26 protein-coding genes are annotated in these 23,036 nt (G+C 58.7%); 8 read left to right on the top strand and 18 right to left on the bottom strand.

Translation table 11 applies throughout. From position 1 onward, the window contains the following. Positions 1 to 95: 95 nt before the first annotated feature. On the bottom strand, positions 96 to 554 hold the full coding sequence (locus tag HMPREF2692_RS02460; RefSeq protein ID WP_070822652.1) for an anti-sigma factor family protein: 459 nt from the start codon (positions 552 to 554) through the stop codon (positions 96 to 98). Between the two features lie 127 nt (positions 555 to 681). Continuing rightward, the gene (gene sigE, locus HMPREF2692_RS02455) at positions 682 to 1,347 is read right to left on the bottom strand and encodes an RNA polymerase sigma factor SigE (RefSeq protein ID WP_070433460.1); all 666 of its coding nucleotides are present in this window, start codon (positions 1,345 to 1,347) and stop codon (positions 682 to 684) included. A gap of 152 nt (positions 1,348 to 1,499) precedes the next feature. Here sigE and HMPREF2692_RS02450 point away from each other — a divergent pair, with 152 nt between their 5' ends. After that, positions 1,500 to 2,144 (top strand): O-methyltransferase, encoded by a 645-nt coding sequence (locus HMPREF2692_RS02450; protein ID WP_070433459.1) that lies wholly within the window; start codon positions 1,500 to 1,502, stop codon positions 2,142 to 2,144. An 84-nt stretch (positions 2,145 to 2,228) separates the two neighbouring features. Here HMPREF2692_RS02450 and glgC read toward each other — a convergent pair whose 3' ends face one another. Next, positions 2,229 to 3,446: a glucose-1-phosphate adenylyltransferase gene (glgC, locus tag HMPREF2692_RS02445; protein WP_070433458.1), complete on the bottom strand. Its 1,218-nt coding sequence runs from the start codon at positions 3,444 to 3,446 to the stop codon at positions 2,229 to 2,231. A gap of 109 nt (positions 3,447 to 3,555) precedes the next feature. On the opposite strand from glgC, the gene glgA reads away from it, so the two are divergent. Next, the gene (gene glgA, locus HMPREF2692_RS02440; RefSeq protein WP_070433457.1) at positions 3,556 to 4,710 is read left to right on the top strand and encodes a glycogen synthase; all 1,155 of its coding nucleotides are present in this window, start codon (positions 3,556 to 3,558) and stop codon (positions 4,708 to 4,710) included. A 26-nt stretch (positions 4,711 to 4,736) separates the two neighbouring features. Next, on the top strand, positions 4,737 to 6,179 hold the full coding sequence (locus HMPREF2692_RS02435) for a GH32 C-terminal domain-containing protein (RefSeq protein WP_070433456.1): 1,443 nt from the start codon (positions 4,737 to 4,739) through the stop codon (positions 6,177 to 6,179). A gap of 113 nt (positions 6,180 to 6,292) precedes the next feature. Here HMPREF2692_RS02435 and HMPREF2692_RS02430 read toward each other — a convergent pair whose 3' ends face one another. The 7 genes from HMPREF2692_RS02430 to dapE all read right to left on the bottom strand — a co-directional run bounded on the left by HMPREF2692_RS02430 (position 6,293) and on the right by dapE (position 11,144). Further along, complete coding sequence (locus HMPREF2692_RS02430; RefSeq protein ID WP_062035438.1) at positions 6,293 to 7,159, bottom strand: methyltransferase domain-containing protein; 867 nt, start codon at positions 7,157 to 7,159, stop codon at positions 6,293 to 6,295. 10 nt (positions 7,160 to 7,169) lie between these two features. After that, positions 7,170 to 7,337 carry a DUF3117 domain-containing protein gene (locus HMPREF2692_RS02425; protein ID WP_005531903.1) on the bottom strand — a complete coding sequence of 56 codons (168 nt, stop codon included), beginning with the start codon at positions 7,335 to 7,337 and terminating at the stop codon, positions 7,170 to 7,172. Between the two features lie 79 nt (positions 7,338 to 7,416). Continuing rightward, entirely contained in the window at positions 7,417 to 7,698 is a 282-nt protein-coding gene (locus tag HMPREF2692_RS02420) for a hypothetical protein (protein WP_062035440.1), read from the bottom strand. Positions 7,699 to 7,701: 3 nt separating this feature from the next. Then, positions 7,702 to 8,436, bottom strand: a complete 735-nt coding sequence (locus HMPREF2692_RS02415) for a glucosyl-3-phosphoglycerate synthase (RefSeq protein ID WP_062035442.1) — start codon at positions 8,434 to 8,436, stop codon at positions 7,702 to 7,704. Continuing rightward, complete coding sequence (gene folP, locus HMPREF2692_RS02410) at positions 8,433 to 9,284, bottom strand: dihydropteroate synthase (protein WP_062035444.1); 852 nt, start codon at positions 9,282 to 9,284, stop codon at positions 8,433 to 8,435. Before folP ends, HMPREF2692_RS02415 begins: the two co-directional genes overlap by 4 nt. Then, positions 9,274 to 10,038: an LOG family protein gene (locus HMPREF2692_RS02405; protein ID WP_061921769.1), complete on the bottom strand. Its 765-nt coding sequence runs from the start codon at positions 10,036 to 10,038 to the stop codon at positions 9,274 to 9,276. Before HMPREF2692_RS02405 ends, folP begins: the two co-directional genes overlap by 11 nt. Before the next feature lie 5 nt (positions 10,039 to 10,043). Further along, entirely contained in the window at positions 10,044 to 11,144 is a 1,101-nt protein-coding gene (gene dapE, locus HMPREF2692_RS02400; RefSeq protein WP_070822611.1) for a succinyl-diaminopimelate desuccinylase, read from the bottom strand. An 89-nt stretch (positions 11,145 to 11,233) separates the two neighbouring features. On the opposite strand from dapE, the gene HMPREF2692_RS02395 reads away from it, so the two are divergent. The 5 genes from HMPREF2692_RS02395 (at position 11,234) to HMPREF2692_RS02375 (ending at position 15,965) form a co-directional block, all read left to right on the top strand. After that, positions 11,234 to 12,595, top strand: coding sequence for an amino acid permease (locus HMPREF2692_RS02395; RefSeq protein ID WP_062035450.1), 1,362 nt, complete (start codon positions 11,234 to 11,236; stop codon positions 12,593 to 12,595). Positions 12,596 to 12,677: 82 nt separating this feature from the next. Next, positions 12,678 to 13,655: a 2,3,4,5-tetrahydropyridine-2,6-dicarboxylate N-succinyltransferase gene (gene dapD, locus HMPREF2692_RS02390; protein ID WP_062035452.1), complete on the top strand. Its 978-nt coding sequence runs from the start codon at positions 12,678 to 12,680 to the stop codon at positions 13,653 to 13,655. A gap of 105 nt (positions 13,656 to 13,760) precedes the next feature. Further along, the gene (locus HMPREF2692_RS02385; protein WP_246815625.1) at positions 13,761 to 15,107 is read left to right on the top strand and encodes an amino acid permease; all 1,347 of its coding nucleotides are present in this window, start codon (positions 13,761 to 13,763) and stop codon (positions 15,105 to 15,107) included. Between the two features lie 152 nt (positions 15,108 to 15,259). Next, positions 15,260 to 15,484, top strand: coding sequence for a helix-turn-helix transcriptional regulator (locus HMPREF2692_RS02380; protein WP_062035457.1), 225 nt, complete (start codon positions 15,260 to 15,262; stop codon positions 15,482 to 15,484). Beyond that, entirely contained in the window at positions 15,477 to 15,965 is a 489-nt protein-coding gene (locus HMPREF2692_RS02375) for a hypothetical protein (RefSeq protein ID WP_062035459.1), read from the top strand. The genes HMPREF2692_RS02380 and HMPREF2692_RS02375 overlap by 8 nt, the downstream gene beginning before the upstream one ends. A gap of 147 nt (positions 15,966 to 16,112) precedes the next feature. Here HMPREF2692_RS02375 and HMPREF2692_RS02370 read toward each other — a convergent pair whose 3' ends face one another. The 8 genes from HMPREF2692_RS02370 to HMPREF2692_RS02335 all read right to left on the bottom strand — a co-directional run bounded on the left by HMPREF2692_RS02370 (position 16,113) and on the right by HMPREF2692_RS02335 (position 22,938). Beyond that, positions 16,113 to 16,640, bottom strand: a complete 528-nt coding sequence (locus HMPREF2692_RS02370) for a GtrA family protein (protein ID WP_062039037.1) — start codon at positions 16,638 to 16,640, stop codon at positions 16,113 to 16,115. Positions 16,641 to 16,706: 66 nt separating this feature from the next. Then, positions 16,707 to 17,534 carry a pseudouridine synthase gene (locus tag HMPREF2692_RS02365; RefSeq protein ID WP_062035461.1) on the bottom strand — a complete coding sequence of 276 codons (828 nt, stop codon included), beginning with the start codon at positions 17,532 to 17,534 and terminating at the stop codon, positions 16,707 to 16,709. Positions 17,535 to 17,537: 3 nt separating this feature from the next. Continuing rightward, entirely contained in the window at positions 17,538 to 18,641 is a 1,104-nt protein-coding gene (gene dapC / locus HMPREF2692_RS02360) for a succinyldiaminopimelate transaminase (protein ID WP_070822609.1), read from the bottom strand. 86 nt (positions 18,642 to 18,727) lie between these two features. Then, positions 18,728 to 19,051 (bottom strand): ferredoxin, encoded by a 324-nt coding sequence (fdxA, locus tag HMPREF2692_RS02355; RefSeq protein ID WP_005531876.1) that lies wholly within the window; start codon positions 19,049 to 19,051, stop codon positions 18,728 to 18,730. 50 nt (positions 19,052 to 19,101) lie between these two features. After that, positions 19,102 to 19,482 (bottom strand): hypothetical protein, encoded by a 381-nt coding sequence (locus HMPREF2692_RS02350; protein WP_070433452.1) that lies wholly within the window; start codon positions 19,480 to 19,482, stop codon positions 19,102 to 19,104. Continuing rightward, the gene (locus tag HMPREF2692_RS02345; RefSeq protein ID WP_070822607.1) at positions 19,479 to 20,348 is read right to left on the bottom strand and encodes a PIG-L family deacetylase; all 870 of its coding nucleotides are present in this window, start codon (positions 20,346 to 20,348) and stop codon (positions 19,479 to 19,481) included. Before HMPREF2692_RS02345 ends, HMPREF2692_RS02350 begins: the two co-directional genes overlap by 4 nt. Then, positions 20,338 to 21,921, bottom strand: coding sequence for an ABC transporter family substrate-binding protein (locus HMPREF2692_RS02340; RefSeq protein WP_246815059.1), 1,584 nt, complete (start codon positions 21,919 to 21,921; stop codon positions 20,338 to 20,340). The genes HMPREF2692_RS02345 and HMPREF2692_RS02340 overlap by 11 nt, the downstream gene beginning before the upstream one ends. A gap of 165 nt (positions 21,922 to 22,086) precedes the next feature. Further along, on the bottom strand, positions 22,087 to 22,938 hold the full coding sequence (locus HMPREF2692_RS02335; protein ID WP_062035472.1) for a type IV toxin-antitoxin system AbiEi family antitoxin domain-containing protein: 852 nt from the start codon (positions 22,936 to 22,938) through the stop codon (positions 22,087 to 22,089). Between the last annotated feature and the right edge of the window lie 98 nt (positions 22,939 to 23,036).

Below are 23,036 nucleotides of genomic sequence, written 5' to 3'. Positions count from 1 at the left end.
TTAGCCCTCCGTTAGCGCCTGTGCGCTATGTGAAACGGGCACCAACCTCATTCGCCTTGACTCCGCTGCTAATAGCGCCACTTAGCGCCACTGCATTAACGCCTCTGATTGTGCTTGATGGCGCGAATGACCATCTCGACCTTGTCAAGGATATCGCGCTCGCCGACGCCACTGGTACCGCCGTGTGCGCTGAAATTGTTTCGCCCTTTTTCAGGTGTGGCGGCGTCCTCGTCAGCTGCTTCAGCTGCGATTCCGGCCAGCTTGGCCATCAAATCTTTCGGTGCACGCACTTGGTGGTCAACGTTGCAGTTGCGCACCCACTGGGAAGCACGGCGCTGCTCACGGACGTCGGCGCGACATTCAGCGCAGTGCACCAGGTGAACATGCACACGATGAGTGGCTTTGGGATCCATCTCGCCATCGACGAAGGCTGCCACAGCTTCGGGGCCTAAGTGCCCAATGGAATCAGCCCGCCGAGCCCTTGCTTTGGCCTTATCACGGGTCTTGGCAAGAGTCTTGTCAAAGGTGGTGGTGGCGCCTTCTACTCCACGCATATGAAACGAGGCGCGGTGCTGATGTGCAGAATCCTCCACGGGAGTTTTGCCACCTACCTTTCTATCGAACGTTGGGTTCGTTAATTAGTCTCCACAATAGACCTCATTGCACTTTAGCGTGGGCGGCCTAGCGGCTACGGAGCAAAACTCGGGCTTCGTCGTTGGTCTGCGCGGCGGTTTCGAGAGCCGCGCGCAGCTGTGCACGGCCGCGGTGGATGCGCGAACGAACGGTACCCATCTTCACGCCCAGGGTCTCTGCGATTTCGTCGTAGCTCATTCCCACGACGTCACACAGAACAACTGCTACACGGAAGTCAGGGGCCAGCTCGTCGAGCGCCTTTTGCAAGATCGGGTCCAAGTTGGCCACGGTATAAGCTTGCTCCGGGGTCATATCGGTGCCGGGCACGCGCTCATAATCTTCCGGCAGGGCCTCCATCCGTATCTTGGCACGATGGCGGACCATATCTAAGAAGAGGTTGGTGGTAATCCGGTGCAACCAGCCGCGGAAAGTACCGGGCTGATACTTATCAAGCGAGCGGAACACACGCATGAAGGTCTCTTGGGTCAAGTCCTCTGCATCATGCTGGTTACCGGACAAGCGGTATGCCAGGCGGTAAACGGAGTCTGCATGCTCGTCCACGAGCTCCGACCACGAAGGCATCGCAGCCTGGCCGGCGTCGAACGCGGCTGTGCCGCTGAGTTCTTCGGAAGCAGCGACGTGAGGCTCCGTTGGGCTAGTGGCCACACCAGTTTCCTGGCGCAAAGACGAATCGACGCGATGCTTCCTTTTCATGCTTTCATCTTCCTATACCGAGCTTCAAAACGCCAGACAGTACTCTGCGAAGTGACTGTGAGCGTCACCGAAAAACAAAAACTTCTACCTCATCAGTAACAATCCTGGCGTCTTGACACCGCATACACAGAAAATTACCTATGGTTTAGGTTGTGACTAATACGGCATACGACGCACTGCGTTCTTACATCGAATCCACCAGCGAAGTTTCTACGGCACTCGCCGGGGCCCGTTCCCATGCCGAGGAATTTGGCTTGTCCGTACCGGACGAAGCAACCGGGCAGCTTCTTTCCTCCCTTTCCGCAGCCAGCTCTGGCGCTGATCGCCCCCAGGCCATCGCCATTACTCCGGCTGCTGCTGTAGCCGGAATCTACCTCCTGCAGGGCCTGCCTAACAATGGAATCGTCACCTGCATCGATCCGGAGGCAGAGCATCAGGCCATGGCGAAGTCCACCTTCCGTGAGGCTGGCTTTGCCACCACCCGCGCGCGCTTTTTGCCCTCCCATCCTCTGGAGGTCATGGGACGTCTCGCCACCGATTCTTATCAATTGATCTTCGCAGACGTTCCCGCGCTGGATATGCCGGCTCTTATCAACGCCGCTTTCCCACTGCTGCGTAAGAACGGCACGCTGGTTCTCGCGAACTCTTTGTTGGATGGCACCCTCGCCGACACCACCCGCAGCGACCGCGACACTGCCGCTGCCCGAGAAGCAGACGAGCTCGCCCGCTCACTCGAAGACGCCGTAGTAACCCGTCTACCACTGGGTTCCGGCCTAACGCTTATCACCAAGCGCTAAGAAAGTAGAAACCTCACACGAGATACAGGCGGCTGCCCCTTCATCTCGTGTGAGGCTTCTGTGTTTTCTCCCCGCCGCGGTGCGCTAGACGGTTTCGTTCTTGCCCACGACGACAACGCCGCCGGCAGAGACCTTAAAGCGGGACTCGTCGCGCTCGCGGTCGCAGCCGATGATGGCACCTTCGGAAACCACCACGTTCTTATCCAAAATGGCATGGCGGACAACCGCGCCCTTGCCCACGCGCACGCCTGGCAGCAGCACCGAGCCTTCTACTGAAGCTCCGTCGGCCACATGCACGTCCGAGGACAGCACAGAGTTGCGCACGGTGCCGCCGGAGATGATGCAGCCGGGGGCCACCATGGAAGACTGCGCGATGCCGTTTTGGACGAACTTCGCTGGCGGAAGGTTGGACTCATCCGTGGAGTGGATGGGCCAATGATTGTTATAAAGATTAAAAATCGGGTGCACCGAAATTAAGTCCATGTGCGCTTCGTAGAAAGAATCGATGGTGCCCACATCGCGCCAATAACCATGGTCGCGCTCAGTGGAACCTGGCACGTCATTCGCCATGAAGTCATAAACATGCGCCTGCCCGCGCTCCACGAAGTACGGAATGATGTCGCCGCCCATGTCGTGGTCGGAGTTTTCGTTCTCCTCGTCCTTGAGCAGGGCCTCAATCAGAGCATCGGCCGTAAAGACGTAGTTACCCATGGACGCATAGGTCATGTTCGGATCATCCGGAGTCGAAGGCGGATTATCCGGCTTTTCCAAAAACTCCGTGATGGTTCCCATGCCGTCTGCCTGAATGCAGCCAAATGCGGTGGCCTCGCTACGCGGCACGCGAATGCCCGCCACGGAGCAGTCGAGCCCAGTAGCGATGTGTTCCTGAACCATCTGCTGCGGGTCCATGCGATAGACGTGGTCGGCGCCGAAGACGATGACATAGTCCGGCTTTTCGTCATAAATCAAGTTAAGCGACTGGACAATAGCGTCGGCGGAACCGTTGTACCAACGCTTACCGCGACGCTGCTGGGCGGGCACGGAGGCGATGTACTGGGAAGTCGGGCCAGACAAATTCCAAGCCTGCGAGATGTGGCGGTCGAGGGAATGGGACTTGTATTGGGTGAGCACCGCAATCTTGAGGTAGCCCGCGTTGACGAGGTTAGACAGGACGAAGTCGATGAGACGGTAGGAGCCGCCGAAGGGGACGGCGGGCTTTGCGCGATCTTCCGTAAGGGGGAATAGGCGCTTGCCTTCACCGCCGGCGAGGACAATGGCGAGGACATTAGGCTGGGTTTTCACATGTTCCAACCTATTCAGTTTTAGGCCGCTTCGCAGAGGAAATAGGTCAGAAACTACCCCCACGGGAGTTTTCTGCACGGTATGGATTTTCTCCGTATTCTGGGAGGACATGAGAGCCGGAATTTTTTCCAAGGAATACCCACCTGAAATTTACGGTGGCGCTGGCGTGCACGTCGCCGAGCTAACCCGCTTCATGCGGGAGTTAATCGATGTTTCCGTTCACTGCATGGGTGGCCCACGCGAGGAAAAGGACGTCTTCAACCACGGCGTTGATCCAGAACTTTCCGCAGCCAACCCCGCCATCCAAACTCTTTCCACGGGTCTGCGCATGGCTAATGCAGCTTCCGATATTGATATCGCGCATTCCCACACCTGGTACTCCGGCCTCGGCGGCCATCTCGCCGCCCGCCTCTACGACATCCCGCATGTGGTCACCGCCCACTCTTTGGAGCCGCACCGCCCATGGAAGCGTGAGCAGCTCGGTGGCGGCTACGAGATTTCCTCGTGGTCCGAGAAAAACGCCATGGAATACGCCGACGGCGTCATCGCGGTTTCCGCCGGCATGAAAGCCTCCATTCTGGATGCTTATCCCCGCATCGATGAGTCCAAGGTGCATGTTGTGCTCAATGGCATCGATACCGAGCTGTGGCAGCCGCGCGAGGCAGACTACCTGGACAAACTCGGCGTCGACAAGCAGCGCCCCATCGTTGCCTTCGTCGGCCGCATCACCCGCCAAAAGGGCGTGAAGCACCTGCTGAAGGCCGCGGCCCAGTTTGATTCAGACGTCCAGCTGGTGCTGTGCGCAGGCGCTCCCGATACTCCAGAAATCGCCGCGGAAACCGCAGCTTTGGTCGAAGACCTGCAGGCCAACCGCGACGGCGTGTTCTGGGTGCAGGAAATGCTCTCTCGCAGCCTCATCCAAGAGGTGTACTCTGGCGCCGACGTCTTCGTGTGTCCTTCTATCTACGAGCCTTTGGGAATCGTTAACTTGGAGGCCATGGCGTGCGGGACTGCAGTAGTTGCATCTGACGTCGGAGGAATCCCCGAGGTTGTCGTCGACGGTGAGACCGGAATCCTCGTCCACTACGACGAAAATGCGGTCGCTGACTTCGAGGCCAACCTCGCTGCTGCCGTCAACCAGGTCGTCGCCGACAAGGAGCACGCAACCGCATTCGGCCAAGCCGGCCGCACGCGAGCTGTGGAGAAGTTCTCGTGGGCCACCATCGCCTCCCAGACCGTAGATATTTACCGCGCACTGATTTAAATCGAGAATCTTTAGAAAGGCACTTTGTGACAACCCATCGCCCCGAACTGCACTTCACCCCTGAGTCTGGAGTCCTCGAGGCTCCGGCCGGCGTGCTGCTAGACGGCAATACGTGGCACCTGTTTTTCCAGTACCGCCACGAACTTTCCGCCCCGGCGCGCTGGGGACACAACTATTCTGAAGAATTTCCATTCGATTGGTTGGAGTGCGACGACGCACTTGCCCCTGTCGGCGGTGAGCTTTCCTTGCGCGCCGGTTCTGTAGCCGCGGGCGAAGATGCTATCAACCTCTACTTCACCTCCGTGACTTCCACCGGCACCTCGGTGCGTTTAGCACGCTACACCGATTTCAACGATGTCTGCGAAATTTCGGATGACTCCAACGCACTAGACCCGAATGTCGTGCGCTATGGCGAGGTAGCCGCCAACGTCACCAATTACTCCCGCTTCCGCTCGCCTTCCGTGGTTCCAGACTGGGTCGCGGCCGACCGCGATGAAGGCCACGAGGGCTGGCTCATGCTCGCACTAACCGGCCACTCCGACGCGCCGCTGCCCGTTATCCTGCGCTCGGCCGACGGCTTGACCTGGGATGTGGAAGGCCCGCTCGAGTTCAATGGCGATCCTGGTTTCAACGAGGGCGAGGTCCCGGCAAACTCGCCGATTCCACCGGTTGTCTCTCCACGCCTGGTCCGCTTGCGTGACGAGGTAGATGAGCGCATTTACGACGTCCTCCTGGTTACCCTTGAGCGCGATAACCGCGATGTCTCCGGTTACCTCGTCGGCCGCTTGGAGGGCACCACCTTCACCGTCGCCTCCGGTTTCCAGCGCATCGACTTCGGCCACGATTTCTCCCGCCCGCGCAACACCAACGCCACCGAGGGCACCGTCCCGCAGGAGACCCGCTACGACGAAGCGGTTGTCCTGGGTCTTCTCAACGGCAATGGCCGCGGCGACGATCCTGCAGCGCATCCTTCCTTCGAGGAGGAAGGATGGGCCAATACCCTCGCACTGCCGCGTCGCATCACCCTCCAGGGAGGCAAGCTCTTCCAGACTCCGCCGCGCGGCCTGCCGGATGCCATCCGCCAGTCAGAGCGCGCCCGCTCCTGGGTCGGCGTAATGGATGTCCCGGAAGGCTCCTCCGTCACCGTCACCTTGCTCGACGGCAACGGCAAGCCCGCGGCAGTCATCACCCATGCTGGCAGCACACTGACCTTAGATCGTTCCATGGGCACTGCTTTCGATTCCTATTTCAAGGACTCGGCTCCTGCCGTAGCGCATTTGGCTGAGGGTGATTCCGATTCCCTCACCGTCGTGGTCGACGGTGCCACCGTAGAGGTCTACGCCGACGGCGGCCAGGTAGCCATGGGCTCCCGCGTCTACTTCGACGGCGGTTGCTCTGATCTCCAGGTCGAGACCGCCGGTGAGGCCGTCATCGAGCAATCCTGGCAGCGCAAAGGCTCGCAGCTCTAAGCGCGACGTGTTTTAACACTCAAAGCGACAATAGGGAAAGGCAGAGCATCTGTGCTCTGCCTTTCCCTATTGTTTGTGCAACCGGCCAGACCTTTGGCCTTGCCCACCGCTATTTAGACTGCGCGCAGACGGTCCAGGCGGGCATGAGCGGTGACCTGCATGGTCTCTGGCAATTTTGCCATGCGCTCAGCAAGCTCTTCCTTTTCAAGGTGGCGGGCAGACGGGCTCATGCCAACCTGCGCGGCAATAGAGGCGCGATCCAGGGTCATCGGATAAGAGATATCAACCGGATCTGCTGCCTGCTCCAGGTAGCCGGCGGCCTGCTCGTACATGCGCTCGATCTTGCCTTCTTCCACGCCCAAGATTCCCAGCGGCTCGCGCAGTTCATCCAGATGGCCGAGGTCCGGAGTCAAGACAATGACCTCGCCGCCTGGACGCAAGATGCGCTGGAACTCCGCTGGGTTGCGCGGGGCAAAGACCACCGATACCGCATCGATGGAATCATCCTGCAGCGGCAACCGCTCCCACACATCCGCCACCACGGCGCCAACGCGCGGATGGCACTTTGCCAGATGCTTGGCAGCATGTGGGGAAATATCCAAACCAACGCCACGGGCCTCAGCGATGGAATCCAAGGTATGTGCTAGGTAATAGCCGGTGCCGGCACCGACTTCAAGCAGCATAGGCTCGGCAGTCTCAGGCAACTCGTTGGCATCAAGTGCGTCCTGCACTGCGCCAGTGACAGCCTCCACAAATGGGGCGAAGTGGCCCAAAGACAAGAAGGTCTCACGCGCGGAAACCATCTCACTGGAATCGCCCTTATGCTTTAGCCCTGCCCCGGGGGCAAGGGTGACATAGCCTTGTTTGGCCACATCAAAAGAGTGCCCAGACTCAGAGACGAGACGAGCAAAATCGTCGGCGCCGCTTAGCGCGGTGCCATCGTTTGGGTCGGCCAGAACATCGATGACGTGTGAAAGCATGCCTTAAAGACTAGCTGGAAACTTCGGTCAGCAATGAACCAAGTTCCGCAGCCTCCTCTTTTGTGAGCTCCACAACAATACGGCCACCACCATCGGAGGGGATTCGCATGACAATTTTGCGGGACTCCTCAACCGCTTCCATTGGCCCACCTGTCGTGCGTGGCTTCATAGCTGCCATAGCTGTACCGCTCCTTTGAGATGTAAAATTTTTGGGTTACCCAAACCACTCTACGCCTTTATTGCTAGTCAAGGGGCGGTTACGAAATTGGTCTAGCTGTTTCGCCCTCGCTTCGGTAGCGCTTTTCTACCTCCGCCAGCAAGGCATCCACCTGGGATTGGCGGTATCCATGGGAAACGACGTCGAACTTGATGTCATCAAAGTTGCCATCTTGAAGCGCTCGCTGATTGTTTGCCAACACATCGCGTTTTTCATCAAGATCGTCTAGCACTTCCCCCCGCCCAAAAATCGAGCCCCACGCCCATGTCCCTAAAACCACCAACGCGAGCAGAACGACGATAAGCAAAATCCACGACAGCATGGGCTAAAGCTTACCGCCGGATGGTTCACGTTGAGCAACAGGACCTATTACTCCGTCGCGTGACAAAATCGTGCGCGCGACCACCTCAGCCATGGGCGCAAGCTCATGCAGCGGCCGGTTGCGGTGGATGCGCTCGCCAAGGTCTACTTCGGCGATGGAAGAAACACCGCAGCGCTTAGCGACGTCGATAAGCAGCCCGGCTTCCACCCCGTAGCCATCAACAAATGGCAATGCCCGAGCCAGCGACGTGCGCAGCGCATATTCGCCACCCAAGGGCTGTGCGATATCTCCGAGCTCCGGGAAGAAGGTGCGCAGCAAAGGCTTAGCGGTCAACTCCGTGACCCGCCCGCCGCCGCTTGGGGCACCGTTGAAGGTACGACGATAAGTAGCTTTGACCATCTGGATCTCTGGATCCGCAAACGGCGCAGCCAACTGCGCGACCATCCCTGGACACGCAGACTCCAAGTCGGCATCAACGAAGACCACGATGTCACCTTGCGCTGCGGCGACCCCGCGCCAGAGGGATTCACCCTTGCCCGGCCGCGGCGCAATCTCCGGCAGGATTTCGCGCCAGTTGTATACCTTTGCTCCGGCAGCGGCAGCGCGCTGCGCGGTGTGATCCGTGGAGTCAGCATCGACAACGATGACCTCCATTGGGTCATCTGCCAAACAGGCTCGTACCACGTTCGCGACGGTTGCTTCCTCGTTGAGCGCTGGGATGATGACAGAAACGCTCATGCGAGCCCACGGGTGGTGTTCAGCGGGGCCATCGTGCCTTCGATAGCTGCGGTCATACGAATGACGTCGAGGGTCTCCGCGACCTCGTGGACGCGGAAAGCGGCCACACCATGCGCCGCCGACCACGCGGTTGCGGCCAATGTCCCTGCCACGCGCTTGCCGACGCCGCGGTCCAAAGTCTCGCCTACGAAGTCCTTGTTAGACAACGCCATCAGTACCGGCCAGCCCGTGGCAACAACCTCGTCGATGCGGCGCAGCAACTCCAGCCCGTGAAAGGTGTTCTTGCCAAAGTCGTGGGTTGGGTCGATAAAGACCAGCTCCTCCGGGCACCCCAGGCTCGCCGCCTTTTCTGCCAGAGCAGTCGTCTCCGCGATGACATCCGCTACGACGTCGTCAAAGTGCACGCGGTGTGGGCGCGTGCGTGGGGTGACGCCGCCCGTATGCGAGCAGACATAGCCGACCTTATGTTCTCCGGCGACTTCGATGAGCTCAGGGTCCCAGCCCGCCCATGTGTCATTGATGAGCGTCGCCCCGGCTGTGATGGCGGCTTCGGCAACGCTTGCGCGCCATGTATCTACTGAGATGGTGACATCCGGGTAGCGCTCGTGCGCCGCGGCAATCGTGGGAACCACGCGCTCGATCTCTTCCTGCGCGTCCACGGCTTCGCCAGGCCCTGCCTTCACGCCACCGATGTCGACGATGCTGGCACCCTGCTCGATCACCTCGGCACAGCGGCGAAGGGCCTCAGCTTCGGCGAAGGTTGCGCCCTTGTCATAGAACGAATCCGGCGTGCGATTGACAATTGCCATCACCTGCGCCAACTTGGCGCTACGCGGATTAGCGCTCATCACGAATCCGCTTATCGCTCATCACCTTGTGCGAGTTCACGATATGTGCGACCGCTTCGTCGACGTCATCAGTAAGCAGGAACAAGTCCATGTCTGATGCGCCGATAAGACCGCGTGCTGCCATGGTGGACTTCATCCACTCCAGGAGGCCGGACCAGTACTCGGTGCCCATCAGAACGATTGGATAATTGGTGACCTTTCCGGTTTGCACCATGCAGGCCACCTCAAAGAACTCGTCCATGGTGCCCATGCCACCGGGCAGACAGATAAAAGCCTGGGAATACTTCAAGAACATCGTCTTGCGGGCAAAGAAGTAACGGAAGTTCAATCCCAGATCGACGTATTCGTTAAGTCCCTGTTCATGCGGAAGCTCGATGCCAAGGCCTACCGAAAGGCCTTTTTCCTCATAAGCACCACGATTCGCAGCCTCCATTAGTCCTGGGCCGCCACCGGTGATGACCGCGTACTGGGCATTGGTTAGCGCTTTGCCCACGCGAACGCCCAAGTCATATTCCGGCGTGCCCTCTCCCAGACGTGCGGAGCCAAAGACGGTGACAGCCTTCGGCAGCTTTGCCAAAGCATCAAACCCTGAGACGAATTCCCCCTGGATGCGCAGAACCCGCCACGGGTCCGCGTGCTGCCATTCGTGGTCGGCCCCGGATTCCAGCAAGCGCTGGTCATAGGTTGAGGTCTGATCGCCCTCGGTGCGCAGCAATAATGGTCCGCGCAGGGTGCGATTACGTTCTGGCGACATTTTGGTTAGGCCTCCTTGGCGTTTGCGCCGCTTAAATACTCAATCAAAGCATCGGACACGGAAGTAATTTGCGCAATTGGAACCTGCTCGTCTTTCTTATGCGCAAACCCTGGATCACCCGGGCCAAAATTCACGGCCGGAGTGCCCATCTCGGAAAAACGGGCAACGTCAGTCCAGCCGTATTTCGCACGGAAGTTACCGCCGACGGCGTCGACAAGCGCGCGAGCGGCGGGCTGGCCCAGGCCTGGAAGGGCTGCGGAAGATTCGTCATCAACCTCAATGGTGACGTTTTCATGCTCTCCGATAACCTCACGCATATGTGTCATGGCCTCGCGCAAGTTCCGGTCTGGCGCGAAGCGGAAGTTCACAAACATCCATGCCTCATCTGGAATGGTGTTGGTTGCTACTCCGGATTCCAGGTGCACGATGTTGAGACCTTCCTTATAGGTACAACCATCAATGGTGACCTCGCGCGGAGTGTAGTTAGCTACATTGACCATGATCGGTGCCAGTTTATGAGCAGCATTAGACCCCAGCCAGGCACGCGCGGAATGAGCGCGGGTTCCGTGCGCCGTGATGCGGAGACGGATGGTGCCCTGGCAGCCGGCCTCGATCATGGCGCCGGAAGGTTCTCCCAAAAGAGCTAGATCGCCGTGCAGCCACTCGGGGTGATCTTTTTGCAGATGTCCCAGCCCATTAAATTCCGAGGAGACTTCCTCCCCCTCGTAAGCAATGACTGTTAAGTCATGGGCGAGGTCGGGGGCGTCGTAAAGCGCAGCAAAAGCGTGCAGGTACACGGCCATGCCAGACTTCATATCGACGGTGCCACAGCCCCACATGACATCGCCTTCCATGTGGTGGGGAACGTTATCCGCCAGCGGGACGGTATCGATGTGGCCAGCCAGAATCACGCGGGATTCGAGCCCGCGATTGGTGCGGGCGCAGACGGTGTTTGCGTATCGCACCACTTCGATCTTGTCATTATCAAGGCCCCGTAGGGCTGCCTCTATTGCATCAGCGATCTCCTCCTCATGATGAGAGGGGCTCGGGATGTCTACGAGCGCTTTGGTCAATTCGATTGGGGAGGCAAAGAGATCTAAAGTCACAAAGCGCCATCGTAGCGACCTTGCACGATGGCTGCATTGTGTAATATACCTCTCAATACTTTGTTCTAAATCACAAAAGGTGCATCGATATGGCAGAAACCTCACAGCAGCTCAAGACACGCCACCTCACGATGATGGGGCTCGGGTCTGCGGTTGGCGCAGGCCTCTTTCTAGGCGTTGGCCTGGGAATCCAAATGTCCGGTACCTCGGTTCTGCTTTCCTATGCAGTCGCCGGCCTCTTGGTCGGCGCCATCATGTGGATGCTCGGCGAGATGGCAGCAGCCCGCCCCTCGCTAGGATCCTTTTCCACCTATGCCGGCCAAGCTTTTGGCAATTGGGCACGCTTTACCCTGGGCTGGTTGTTTTGGTTCATGCTAGTGATGGTGATGGGAGCCGAGATTACGGGCGCTGCCGCAATCATCGCCTCCTGGTTTAACATCGCAGCGTGGATTCCCGCCCTTATCGCAGTCTCCTTCTTCGCGGTGGTCAACTTTGCAGCCGTTCGTGGATTCGGCGAGTTCGAATTCTGGTTCGCCATCATCAAGGTGGCCGTCATCCTAGCCTTCCTGGCAGTGGGCGTACTGATGCTGATTGGCGTGCTGCCAGGCTTCAACGGCGACCTCGCAACCACCAACTTCACGGAGAACTTCCTTCCGAATGGCATGCCGGGCTTTGCTTCCGGATTGCTCGCCGTTGCATTCGCCTTCGGCGGTATTGAGATGGTAACCATCGCCGCCGCCGAGTCGGAGGATCCTGCACGCAACGTCGCGACCGCCGTGCGTGCGGTTATCTTCCGCATCATGGTCTTCTACATTGGCGCCATCGTGGTCATCACCATGGTTTTGCCATTTAAATACATCCAAGATGCCGATGCAGCCGCCGATTCCCCATTCACCCTGGTGCTAGAGGCCGCGCAAATCCCATTCGCCGCGGGCTTTATGGAAGTCATCATCGCTTTGGCCCTGCTTTCTGCATTCAACGCGCAGATCTACTCCACCTCCCGCGTAATTTTCGACATGGCTAAGGACGGCTCGGCACCGGCTATCTTTAAAAAGCAGAACCCATCGGGCTCCCCAGTCTTCGCCGTCATCTTGTCCATGCTTTTCGCATTCGGCTCCGTGCTGCTGCAGTTCTGGAATCCGCCAGGACTTCTGTCCTTCCTCTTCAATGCAGTCGGCGGCTGCCTGCTAGTGATCTGGACCTTCGTGGTTTTGTCCTACTTGAAGCTGCACCCAATCATGAAGAAGAACGGTGAGCTTTCCGCCGTCGAGGTCATCGCCTACCCGGTTCTGCCATGGGCCACCCTGCTGGCGATTGCCGCATTGGTTGTTCTCATGCTCTTCGACCCATCCGCACGCAACCAGGTCCTTGCAGTGAGTGCGCTGACCGTCGTGCTCATCGTTGCGTCCCGCCTCACAAAACCTCGCCAAGTAAACACGGTGTCGAAGTAGCTGTGTATGCTCTAGCGGTGAAAGAAATGGCCTAGTTTTCGCTAGGCTCTACCCCGCATTTGTGAAGGTTTTTCCTAAAGCTATGACTTCTGCATCCGCACGCGGCCTTGCCACCCTTACCCACGATGGGACCGTTCTCGACGTGTGGTTCCCCGCCGTTCATATCGGCGATGACGCCCCGGTAACCGAGTCCGGCACCACTCGCTTGGAAGAGACCCCTCAGCAGTTCGCCGCCTTGGCGGGCCCGGATGAGGAGCGCGGCGTCGCCCGCGTGGCGGTTGAGACCGCCATTAAGGACTTGGATGATGCGCCGCTGGACGCATATGACGCATACCTGCGCCTACACCTGCTCTCGCACCGTGCCGTCAAGCCGCACGGTCTGAACATGGACGGCATCTTCGGACTTCTGGCCAACGTTGTGTGGACCAACTACGGCCCATGCGCTGTGGCTGACTTCCAGATGATCCGCGGCCGCCTGTCCTCCCGCGGCCCGGTCACCGTCTACTCCGTAGACAAGTTCCCGCGCATGGTGGACTACGTTGTGCCAACCGGCGTGCGCATCGGCGATGCTGACCGCGTCCGCTTGGGCGCTCACCTGGCTGAGGGCACCACCGTCATGCACGAAGGCTTCGTCAACTTCAATGCTGGCACCCTGGGCGCCTCCATGGTCGAAGGCCGCATCTCTGCAGGAGTTGTTGTCGGTGACGGCTCCGATATCGGCGGCGGCGCCTCCATCATGGGCACGCTTTCCGGTGGCGGCAAGGAAGTCATCTCCATCGGTGAGCGCTGCCTGCTCGGCGCTAACTCCGGTATCGGCATATCGCTTGGCAACGACGCAGTTGTCGAAGCCGGCCTCTACGTCACCGCCGGCACGAAGGTAAGCGTCTTCGGAAAGGTTGCCGAGGCACTGGGCGTGGAGGAAGGCTCCACCGTCAAGGGCTCCCAGCTCTCCGGCGCATCGGGCTTCCTGCTGCGCCGCAACTCCGTTTCCGGCGCCGTTGAGGCCACCGAATGGAAGTCTGATGCAATCGCTCTCAACGAGGATCTGCACAAGAACTAAGCCCGCCGACTCGTGGATTTAGTCATGGCTTAAACTATTCGGGTGACCGATAGCAATAAATCCACGCAAAATCTTGGCAAAGGCCTCAAGGTCCGCCATCTGACCATGATGGGCCTGGGCTCCACCATCGGCGCCGGTCTCTTCCTCGGAACCGGCGTCGGCATCTCGGCTGCAGGCCCTGCCGTCCTCCTCGCCTATTGCATCGCAGGCTTATTAGCCATCTTGGTAATGCAAATGCTCGGCGAGATGGGTACCGTCATCCCCGCCTCCGGCTCCTTTTCCGAATATGCCGAACACGGCATCGGCCGCTGGGCAGGCTTTACACAAGGCTGGATTTATTGGCTAGCCACCGTGGCCGTGCTGGGCGCTGAGATCACCGGCGCCGCCGGCTTCATCGGTTCTTGGTTCGGTGTTTCCCCATGGATTCCCGCGGCTATTTGCGTGGCGTTCTTTGGAATCGTGAACCTGCTGCGCGTTCGACTCTTCGGCGAGTTTGAGTACTGGTTCGCCGCCATCAAGGTCCTCGTCATCGTGGCCTTTTTGATTGTCGGCTTCCTGCTTATTTTTGGTCTTCTGCCTGGGCATGAAGCAATTGGCACCAAGGTCTTTTTGGATGACGGCTTCATGCCGAATGGCTTGGGCGGCGTCGCCGCTGGCCTGCTCGCCGTGGCATTCGCTTTCGGCGGCATTGAGGTCGTCGCCATCGCGGCGGCTGAGTCTGAAGATCCGGAAAAGTCCTTGGTCAACGCCGTTCGCACGACCATCCTGCGCATCTCGGTGTTCTACTTGGGCTCCGTTTTGGTAATTACCTTTCTGCTTCCCTACTCCTCGCTGGGTAACGCTGATACCGCGGCGCAATCGCCATTCACTCAGGTTCTCGACCATGCAGGAATTAAGGGCGCTGCGGGATTCATGGAAGTCATCATCGTGTTGGCACTGCTTTCCGCATTCAATGCTCAGATCTACGCTTCCTCCCGCATGATGCACTCGCTGGCCTCTCGCCACGAAGCACCGAAGATCTTCACGAAGACCAATGCACAGGGTGTTCCGACGCACGCGATTGCGCTTTCGGTCATTCTCTCGGTCATCATGGTCGTGCTCAACTATGCCGACACCGGCTGGTTGTTGTCCTTCATGCTCAATGCGGCGGGCGCCTCCCTGCTCATCGTGTGGGTCTTCATCGCGGTCAGCCAGCTGCGCCTGCGCCGCCAGCTTGAGGCCATTCACCCGCTGCCCATCCGCATGTGGGCTTTCCCGTACCTGACGTGGTTTGCATTGGCCGTCTTCGCAGCGATTGCGGTACTCATGCTGACTGACGCCTCCGCTCGCGTCCAGCTACTGTCCGCCGGTGCGATGTTCGTCGTCCTTGCGTTTGCGGGCGTACTCAACGCCAAGGCGCGCGGCATTTCGCCTACTTCGACGCTGCCGCTGCCGGACGTCGCCAAGCCCTAGCAATTCGCCTCGAATAATCCCCGGGCCAGCTGTTTCCTTCCAAACGCTGACCCGGGGATTTGACGTTTTGCGGCACCACTCTTGACATGATGACAATGAGCCTTTACATTTAGGGATGTAAGCACGACATAGAAACTTGAAAGCTTTACATCATGCCCGAACACTCCAATATGGTTCGCAAGTGGCGTCGATGGCTGGAAATGACCCAGGCAGACCTCGCCGCTGAGGTAGGCGTTTCCCGGCAGACCATCGCGAACATCGAAAAAGGTAACTACTCGCCTTCCGTGTACTTGGCACTAGACATCTGCAAGGTGCTCGGCAAGTCCGTGGAAGAAGTCTTCAACAACAACCCAGAAAGCGTGAACGATAATGGCTAATAACAACGATGGCTTCTTTGCCAACCTGACCTTCAAAGAGATTGCAAGCTACTCGCTCGATGAGTTCGAAGAGGAAACCTACTTCAAGACCTATGCCATTGGCTACACCACTGCCTTGTTTACCGTCTACTGCGTGTCCGCGCTATTAGCGTGGGTCCTGCCGGGCCGACTTTCCTTGTGGAGCCTCTCGCCCATCGTCGCGCTCGCGATTGCAGAATTTGTCTCGGCGCATTGGATGAAAAAGCGTGTTCCGCGTCCGAACAAGATGCGTTCTTGGACAGGCATAATCTTGATGCTGGTCCCCACCATTGCGCTTTTCGCTGGACTCGCTATGAAACTCAGCATCGACAGCGATTTCGACAACGGTCTCGTAATCGGCGCATTCACAGGTATAGCTGCGGTACTCATCCTCGGTCCCATTTTCCTAAAGTGGCAAAATGGCCGCGACCAGCAGCGCTTAGACAGCCAGCTAGAGGGCTAATCAAGAGGTTCCTCACCATCTGGCTTCCTAGTCCCCTCGTGTGACACTCCTCTTTTGGTCCTTTTGCTCGGCGCCCTTTGCCGGGGGAAAGGACCAAACAGCTCGTTTTCAGCGGCCGTCGAGAGAGCCCAACCTGGGCCAGCCAGCTTAAGCCGGCTCGGTGTGCTCGACCAAGACTGGGGCCTTCGGGCTAGAGCGGAAGGTCCACAGCTTATTAATGATGAAGTTAATCGGCATCGCAAGCAGGATGGATCCCGCAGTAGCCCAGTAAAACTTGGTGCGTAATCCAGTGGAATTATCGAAAATATCCGTGGGTAGACCAACCGGCGAATTCGGGTTCATAAACAAGGTCAAAAGCAAAAGGCTGACGACATACGCCCCCAGTCCCGCAACAAGAAACGCAACGTAGCCCCGAAGCCAGGAGACCTTTTCCACCGATTTGAAAGTCCACATGCGATTGAGCTGGTAGTTCCAGGTATTCGCTACGAGGAAAGCGATGGTCTGAAACACATGGTACCAACGAACATGGAACGCGGAACCGAAAAGATTCACAAAGGGGTCATCGGGCGTAATGCCACTGGTGGCTAGTGCAATTTTGACTGCGATGTATGACACCGCCAGGTTGACCACCGTGCCCGATCCGCCGACCATGCCAAACTTGATAAATTGGCCCATATTGGACGCAAAACGCCCAGCGGCAACTGATGAGCTCACGCGTTCCTCTTTCCGGTTAATCGATAACTAAATCAGGTTACCGCCCAATTGCCGCAAAGTGGAAAATTCGCGGCGTGTGCCGGATAACGGATCTGCAAACTCTAGGCGGTGCGCCACGAGTTGGAGAGGCGAGGAAAAGTCGTAGAGGTCGAGTCCGCGGTCTACCGGGTAGGTGTCGTCGCCTTGGATGGGAGCGCCTAAGTAGTTACAGACCACCCGCAGCTGGTGGGTATGCCCCGTGTGCGGAATGAGCGAGGCCGTATAGCCGTGTGCCTCCACTTGGGTCAACGTGGGCGTACCGCCGAGCGAGACTTGGCGGCTACCTTTGACCTTGTGCATGGAAAGCTCAACCGTTCCGGAGTATTCCAGGCAGGCAGAAAGGCGCGCATGGTAGGTCTTGGTTACTTTGCGCTCAGCAAAAAGCCTCTGATACCTCCCGCGTGTGCGAGGGTTGCGTGAGCACACCACTACCCCGGCAGTCAGGCGGTCGAGGCGGTGCAGCGGCACAATGTCATCTTCACCGAAATCCACGCGCAGGCGTGTCTGTAGGGTCTCGCGCACCAATCGCCCATTGCTGGTCGTGGGTAAAAAGTGTGGCTTGTCCACGACGATGAGGTCGCGGTCTTCATAAAGCACCGTGTAATCGAAGGGAATCGGCTTCTCTTCGGGCACATCAGGGTGATACCAGGCAGGGACCGGACGTGAAAGCGCCATTCCCGCAGGCAGAAGCTGCCCCGGTGAAAACGGCGAATCGCCCGCCGCGGCCGCGAAGTACTCGGTGTCCGCGGGCACGACTGCCTGCAGGACTACTTTGCGCGGAGAAATCCCCTCGCGGGCTGGCGGGCGATAGGTCACGGGCTAGTTGTCAGCAGCAAGGCGGGCCACAGCGGCATCGATACGCTCATCAGTGCCGTTCAAGCCGATGCGCACGAACTTATCACCCGATGGGCCATAAAAGTCACCCGGGGCAACCAAGATTCCGCGCTCGGCCAGCCAATCTACGGTAATGCGGCACTGCTCATCGCGGGTCGCCCACAGGTACATGCTGGCCTCAGAGTGCTCGATGCGAAAGCCGGCGCCAGTTAGTGCGCGCAGGAGCTTAGCGCGGCGGGCGGCATAGCGGCGCACCTGCAGCGTCTCAGAATCGTCGTCGTTTAGCGCTTCAACCATCGCAGCCTGAATCGGCCCTGGAACGATAAGGCCTGCGTGCTTGCGCAGCTCGAGAAGCTCCGCGATAAGCGCCTGGTCACCCGCAAAGAAGCCCGTGCGATAAGAGGCCAGGTTATGGGACTTCGACAACGAGTGCATCGCGATAAGCCCCGTGTTATCGCCGTCAGTCACGCGCGGATCCAAGATGGAAACCGGCTTCTTCTCGTCGTCCCATGCCAACGCCAAGTAGCACTCGTCAGAGGCCACAATGACGTTGTTCTCACGCGCCCATGCCACCACGGCACGCATCTCTTCCACGGTCTTTACTCGGCCGGTCGGGTTCGACGGCGAGTTGATAAAGGCCAGCTCTGCATCGCCAAAGTCGCGAGGATCGTCCGCGCGCTCTGGGTATGCGCCAGCAATCAGCGCGCCCACCTCGTAAGTCGGATAAGCCACGGAAGGGATGATGACGCGCTGGCCGCGCATGCCCAGCAGCGTCGGCAGCCAAGCGATAGACTCCTTCAAGCCGATTACCGGCAGTACGCCGAAGGAGGAAGGTTGAGCGCCCGTGCGGCGCGCAACATTACCGCGGATGGCTTCCTGCAGCTGCGCAGTGCCCGCCGTGGTGGGATAGCCGGGAGCCTCCGCGGTCGAAGCCATCGCCAGCTGCACGCCCGGAGCTACTGGATCGACCGGGTTGCCCACGGAAAGATCCACGATGCCATCTGGGTGCGACTGAGCCTTCTTCTTCGCCTCAGCAAGCGAGTTCCACGGAAAGTCCGGCAGGCTATTTCCAAGCGGTTGACGAGCCATTCTTAGGTCAAGCTCCTTATTTACAAGGTAGGCAGCGGGAAAAGTTAAAGCCCGGACCCAAATGCGTGAGGTCCGGGCAGCAGAAATTAATCCTGGTTCTGCGGAGGCAGGGCCGCAATCATTGGAGCGTCGAAGTCCTGTGGACCAAGCGCTGCAGCACCACCCGGGGAGCCAAGATCATCAAAGAACGCAGCGTTAGCGTCGTTGTAATCAATCCACTCATCCGGAACGTCATCCTCGTAGAAGATTGCCTCAACTGGGCAAGCAGGCTCACAAGCGCCGCAGTCTACGCACTCGTCAGGATGGATGTACAGGGAGCGCTTGCCTTCGTAGATGCAATCGACGGGGCACTCTTCAACGCAAGCGCGGTCCATCACATCGACGCATGGCTGCGCGATAGTGTAAGTCATGAGGTGCTAAAACTCCTGTTTTCACGGGTTTTGGGATGTCTAACAGTATGTCACTTTTGGACAAAAAATGGGAAAATTCCGCCCCCGATTCCGGCGATTAACAGCAGGAGCGAAAGAATATTATTGGCCAGCCATATATCGCCGGTCACGACCACACCCAGCACGAATGCGAAGTATCCCAGCAGCCAAGCCGCCAAAGGAACAAGCCCGATGTAGGCATTATCACTCCAGAGCCTTGCTGTGCGCGTGAGCACTGTATTAAACCACCAGGCTAGAACGATCGTGATGGGAAAAGCCACGCTCGTCCCACCCGGCAGCGGCAACCTGGCGGTGAGGTAGACAACTTCTAGAACCAGGGAGGTCAGCGCACCTAGGCACAGCCAGGCCAGGCCGGTTATCTGCTCGCCGCGTGAGTATTCATTCAAAATCACAGGCCCTCCAGAAGCGCTTCTGCAGGCTCGCCCCGCCCCAGCTGGTAGTGCTCGGCACGCAGCAACGGCATAACAAGGAGATTGGACAGGCCATATGCGCTTGGCGACGCCGCTGGGTCCCCAATGGCCGCCGCAGCCGCTACCGGGTTCGTCTGAGTCACTGTGGAGTCAGCCACCCAAATTTGCGTGGCATGGGCGACCATGGCGTGACGCTTGGCGGCTAGCGCGGCATCGTCAAGCCGGTATTCCACGTCAGCGCCCTCGTTGGTGAAATTGTCGAGGTAACTCCGGTCCGACTTTCGCCAGCCCTCCGGTGCGCCGATGGTCTCAAGCGCGCTGTAGTGCGCGCCGCGTTCGAAGATTGCCCACCAGATGCGCTGGTCTGGTGCTGCGGCCGCGTGGACTGCCTGGTGCACGGCGATGTGGTCTGGGTGGCCATAGCCGCCGTCCGGCCCGTATGTCAGCACGATATGCGGGCGAAGCTGCACAAAGTGCTCGCGCAACAAATCTGCTGCCTCGTCAATGCGGCGCACCAAGGCACGCGGATTCTCGTGAGCCGGTGAGCCCTCCATGCCGGAATCGCGGAAGAAGCCAAAGCCGCCGAGTTGAATACCGTGGACGCCCAAGATATCGAGGGCGTCGGAAAGCTCACGTGCCCTAAAACCGCCTAGCTGGTCTGCATTGCACAAGCCTTGATAAGGCGTGCCAATGACCTCGCCTTCCTCGCCGAGCGTGGCCGTGATGACCGTGACCTCAGCGCCTCTTGCAGCCATGTCAGCTAGTGTTCCGCCGGTAAAAAGCACCTCGTCATCTGGGTGAGCATGTACGGCCACCACGCGGTAGCCGCGCAAATCATTACTTTTCATCTTTCCTCCACATCGGTGCCGTAATAAGCCCTGCATCCCAATCTTCGATGCGTTGACCGGGCCCAAGGATACCCCTGCCCAAAGCATGGATACGCACCTCGTCCATCAAAGGTACGTAGAGCACCTCATCGGAATTGAGTTTGCGGACCTTTTCCAAGGCCGCATCCGGAGTGATGCGTCCAGACAAGATATCGCCGCGCATGTCCTCTGCCTCCGCAGGGCAAAAGCCGGAGATATCGCTGGCGCGTACGTCGTCGTTTTCACACATATAGAGGCTGGCCAGACTCTCCGGAGACACGTTTGCATTCTCCCAGGCCACCACGGCGTCCACCTCTGCCTCCGGCAGCATCTCGCCCGCAATGGTTTGAGTGCGCTCAGAGACTACCTCTGCACTAATTGCTTGTGTTTCGAGGACGTCGACGATGGTGCTGGCAGCCGCCACAGCCTCCGGATGCGTGGGATCAGCTGCGATGCGCAGCGGCTTGCGGCCCGCGCGCTCGCGAAGTGGCGTCAGGTCCACTTCTTCGTTGACCGGGTTTTGGCCCGGACGCAACTCCGAGGCACGGCCCGCCGCCAGGCGAGCGACCTGGTCGGTCTCGATGAGCGAGGCTAAAGCGCGACGCTGGCTTTGCTCTGGCAACGCGCCTTCCCGGGCGGAAAAGTGCAGGCGCAGCTGGCGATTACGGGTCACGGTCCCGGCGTTGACGTTGCTCAGCAAACTGAGGCTCTCCAGCGAGGTTTGTTCCGGAGTAAAGTCCACGAATCCCACCTGGCCCGAGCGCAACATGTTGACCGCCTGACTGGTATCGCGGACGGTACGCAGCTGGACGACGTCGACAAGCGCAGGCCCCGCGCCCCAGAAGCGGTCGTTGCGATTCAGGGTAATAACTCCCCTGCCTCGATCGACGGCCTCGACGGCATAGCGCCCAGCGGATGCGGGGATGCCGTCGGCAAGAGCTGCCGTAAACTCGGTGTCCTGCAGCAGGTGCGAAGGAAGAAGGTGCGCGAAAAGTCGGTGCCAATCGGACACGCGCTGCTTGAAATCCACCACCACAACGCGCCCTGCCGAGGACGTGCTGATGTCCTCGATGGCGAAGTAGCCCGCTGGGTCCACCACTCCGGGGTTGGAGGTCATTTGGGTCCACAGGTAGTGAAAGTCACTGCCGCTAATCGGAGTGCCATCGGACCATTGCGCCGGCGAGGCAATCTTGTACACCACGCGCTGGGCAACACCTTTCGGCGGCTCTACCTCCTCCGCGCTGGCCAGCACATCGGAATCCATGTGTTCGCCGTGGAAAGCAGAAGGAAGGACGAGCTCTGCAATCTGGCTGACCAGCTCGCTGTTGTTGGCTACCAGATGCGGATTGAGTCCGCCGCGGAGCGGGTCGACGCCGATGGCGACAGTCTCGCGCTCGACGCCGTCCTCTTTTTCCTTCTTCTCGGGCGTCGGTGTTTCGGTCTGGGTGCTCTCGGCAGCCGGTTTGTCCTCGACGGGCGGCGGGCCCGGATTGGCCATGCACGAGGTGAGCACGCAAAGTGATGAGGCAACCACTGCCGCGCCAAGCTTTCGCACTTTGATACCGCCCTTCTACCTAGATCTGAAACCACTTTAGTCGGAGGGCCGGCATTGCTTGGAATCTGACGCTGTGTTTACGGCGCTCTCCAGCTGCATTCGAACCATCGAGTAGCTCTCTTGGGTGCCTTTTGGCGCCCTTCGATGGTTCGAATGCAGGTTGTTTTAATACATGAAGAAATGTGGATTGAGAAGCCGCAAGACCGCCAGGTGCCACGTACCAGTTTGCTGATGAGGAGCACTGCCAAAATCCGGTTGGTCCGCAGTACGAACTTGCTCGATGATGGCTGGGAGATGATGCGCCACGCAATGCCCCGTGTAGCGCAAGGTGCGCCACCCGCGAAGCACGGCGTCATTGTTCTTCCAGTGATCCTTTATCCAGGTATCCAGTGCTGAGTGAAATTTCCGACCATTAATTTCGATGGCAATTCGCTTGTCCTTTAATACGATGTCCCATGCATAAACACCGATGAAGTAATTGCACTCAACGTCCATTCCCGCATCTTGTAATCCGCGGGCCACCTTAATTTCCGCCGAAGAATCGGTGAATAGGACTGCTTCTGACAACGCTTCCTGCGTTCTCGAGTCTAGGCGAGCAAGCTTTCTTCTATCTTCTTCAAGCCGCGTTCTGCTACGTCGTCCTCGGTAGACCGCTTCGAGCATTTCTACTGCTTGAGTGCGCTCTGCAAAAGCCGCGGCCGCGAGCGGATTGTGTACTTTAAGACCTTCATATTCAAAGTGGTCTCTGACTTGGCTGCGTTTATAGGTAAACAGTGCACCGCTTCGCATCTTGTGTGGGCCTGCCACGATGACTGGAAAACTAAGGTCTTGTTCACTCAGCAATTGAGCTGCTGTATTCCCCGTTGCGCAACATCCGTGCTTGGCTGTTAGCAACGTGAGGACATCCCGCGGGTTCGGTTTACCCCACACATAAATCCCGCGAGCAATTTTTGTTATTTCCCCCGAGCGCACGCGGGCAGCTATTTTCGATCGACTAAGCCCCGATACTGGTTGCATGCTTGCCCCTCCCCCTTGCATTGGCATCATCCAGTTTCGATGCTCAAGCTAGCACGAGAGAAAGCAACCTGCATTCGAACCATCGAGTGGCTCTTTTG

It is taken from the genome of Corynebacterium sp. HMSC036D03 (assembly GCF_001836185.1).
Classification (GTDB): domain Bacteria; phylum Actinomycetota; class Actinomycetes; order Mycobacteriales; family Mycobacteriaceae; genus Corynebacterium; species Corynebacterium simulans.
Note: the sequence above shows the minus strand (reverse complement) of the source record. Positions and strands in the feature narration are given on the sequence as shown.

Bases quoted from the DNA above. Each gene is read 5' to 3' on its own strand.
- HMPREF2692_RS02460 (WP_070822652.1), bottom strand. From the start codon at position 554: ATGCGTGGAGTAGAAGGCGCCACCACCACCTTTGACAAGACTCTTGCC.
- sigE (WP_070433460.1), bottom strand. From the start codon at position 1,347: ATGAAAAGGAAGCATCGCGTCGATTCGTCTTTGCGCCAGGAAACTGGT.
- glgA (WP_070433457.1), top strand. From the start codon at position 3,556: ATGAGAGCCGGAATTTTTTCCAAGGAATACCCACCTGAAATTTACGGT.
- HMPREF2692_RS02430 (WP_062035438.1), bottom strand. From the start codon at position 7,159: ATGCTTTCACACGTCATCGATGTTCTGGCCGACCCAAACGATGGCACC.
- HMPREF2692_RS02425 (WP_005531903.1), bottom strand. From the start codon at position 7,337: ATGGCAGCTATGAAGCCACGCACGACAGGTGGGCCAATGGAAGCGGTT.
- HMPREF2692_RS02420 (WP_062035440.1), bottom strand. From the start codon at position 7,698: ATGCTGTCGTGGATTTTGCTTATCGTCGTTCTGCTCGCGTTGGTGGTT.
- HMPREF2692_RS02415 (WP_062035442.1), bottom strand. From the start codon at position 8,436: ATGAGCGTTTCTGTCATCATCCCAGCGCTCAACGAGGAAGCAACCGTC.
- folP (WP_062035444.1), bottom strand. From the start codon at position 9,284: ATGAGCGCTAATCCGCGTAGCGCCAAGTTGGCGCAGGTGATGGCAATT.
- HMPREF2692_RS02405 (WP_061921769.1), bottom strand. From the start codon at position 10,038: ATGTCGCCAGAACGTAATCGCACCCTGCGCGGACCATTATTGCTGCGC.
- HMPREF2692_RS02395 (WP_062035450.1), top strand. From the start codon at position 11,234: ATGGCAGAAACCTCACAGCAGCTCAAGACACGCCACCTCACGATGATG.
- dapD (WP_062035452.1), top strand. From the start codon at position 12,678: ATGACTTCTGCATCCGCACGCGGCCTTGCCACCCTTACCCACGATGGG.
- HMPREF2692_RS02385 (WP_246815625.1), top strand. From the start codon at position 13,761: ATGATGGGCCTGGGCTCCACCATCGGCGCCGGTCTCTTCCTCGGAACC.
- HMPREF2692_RS02380 (WP_062035457.1), top strand. From the start codon at position 15,260: ATGCCCGAACACTCCAATATGGTTCGCAAGTGGCGTCGATGGCTGGAA.
- HMPREF2692_RS02375 (WP_062035459.1), top strand. From the start codon at position 15,477: ATGGCTAATAACAACGATGGCTTCTTTGCCAACCTGACCTTCAAAGAG.
- HMPREF2692_RS02370 (WP_062039037.1), bottom strand. From the start codon at position 16,640: ATGGGCCAATTTATCAAGTTTGGCATGGTCGGCGGATCGGGCACGGTG.
- dapC (WP_070822609.1), bottom strand. From the start codon at position 18,641: ATGGCTCGTCAACCGCTTGGAAATAGCCTGCCGGACTTTCCGTGGAAC.
- fdxA (WP_005531876.1), bottom strand. From the start codon at position 19,051: ATGACTTACACTATCGCGCAGCCATGCGTCGATGTGATGGACCGCGCT.
- HMPREF2692_RS02345 (WP_070822607.1), bottom strand. From the start codon at position 20,348: ATGAAAAGTAATGATTTGCGCGGCTACCGCGTGGTGGCCGTACATGCT.
- HMPREF2692_RS02335 (WP_062035472.1), bottom strand. From the start codon at position 22,938: ATGCAACCAGTATCGGGGCTTAGTCGATCGAAAATAGCTGCCCGCGTG.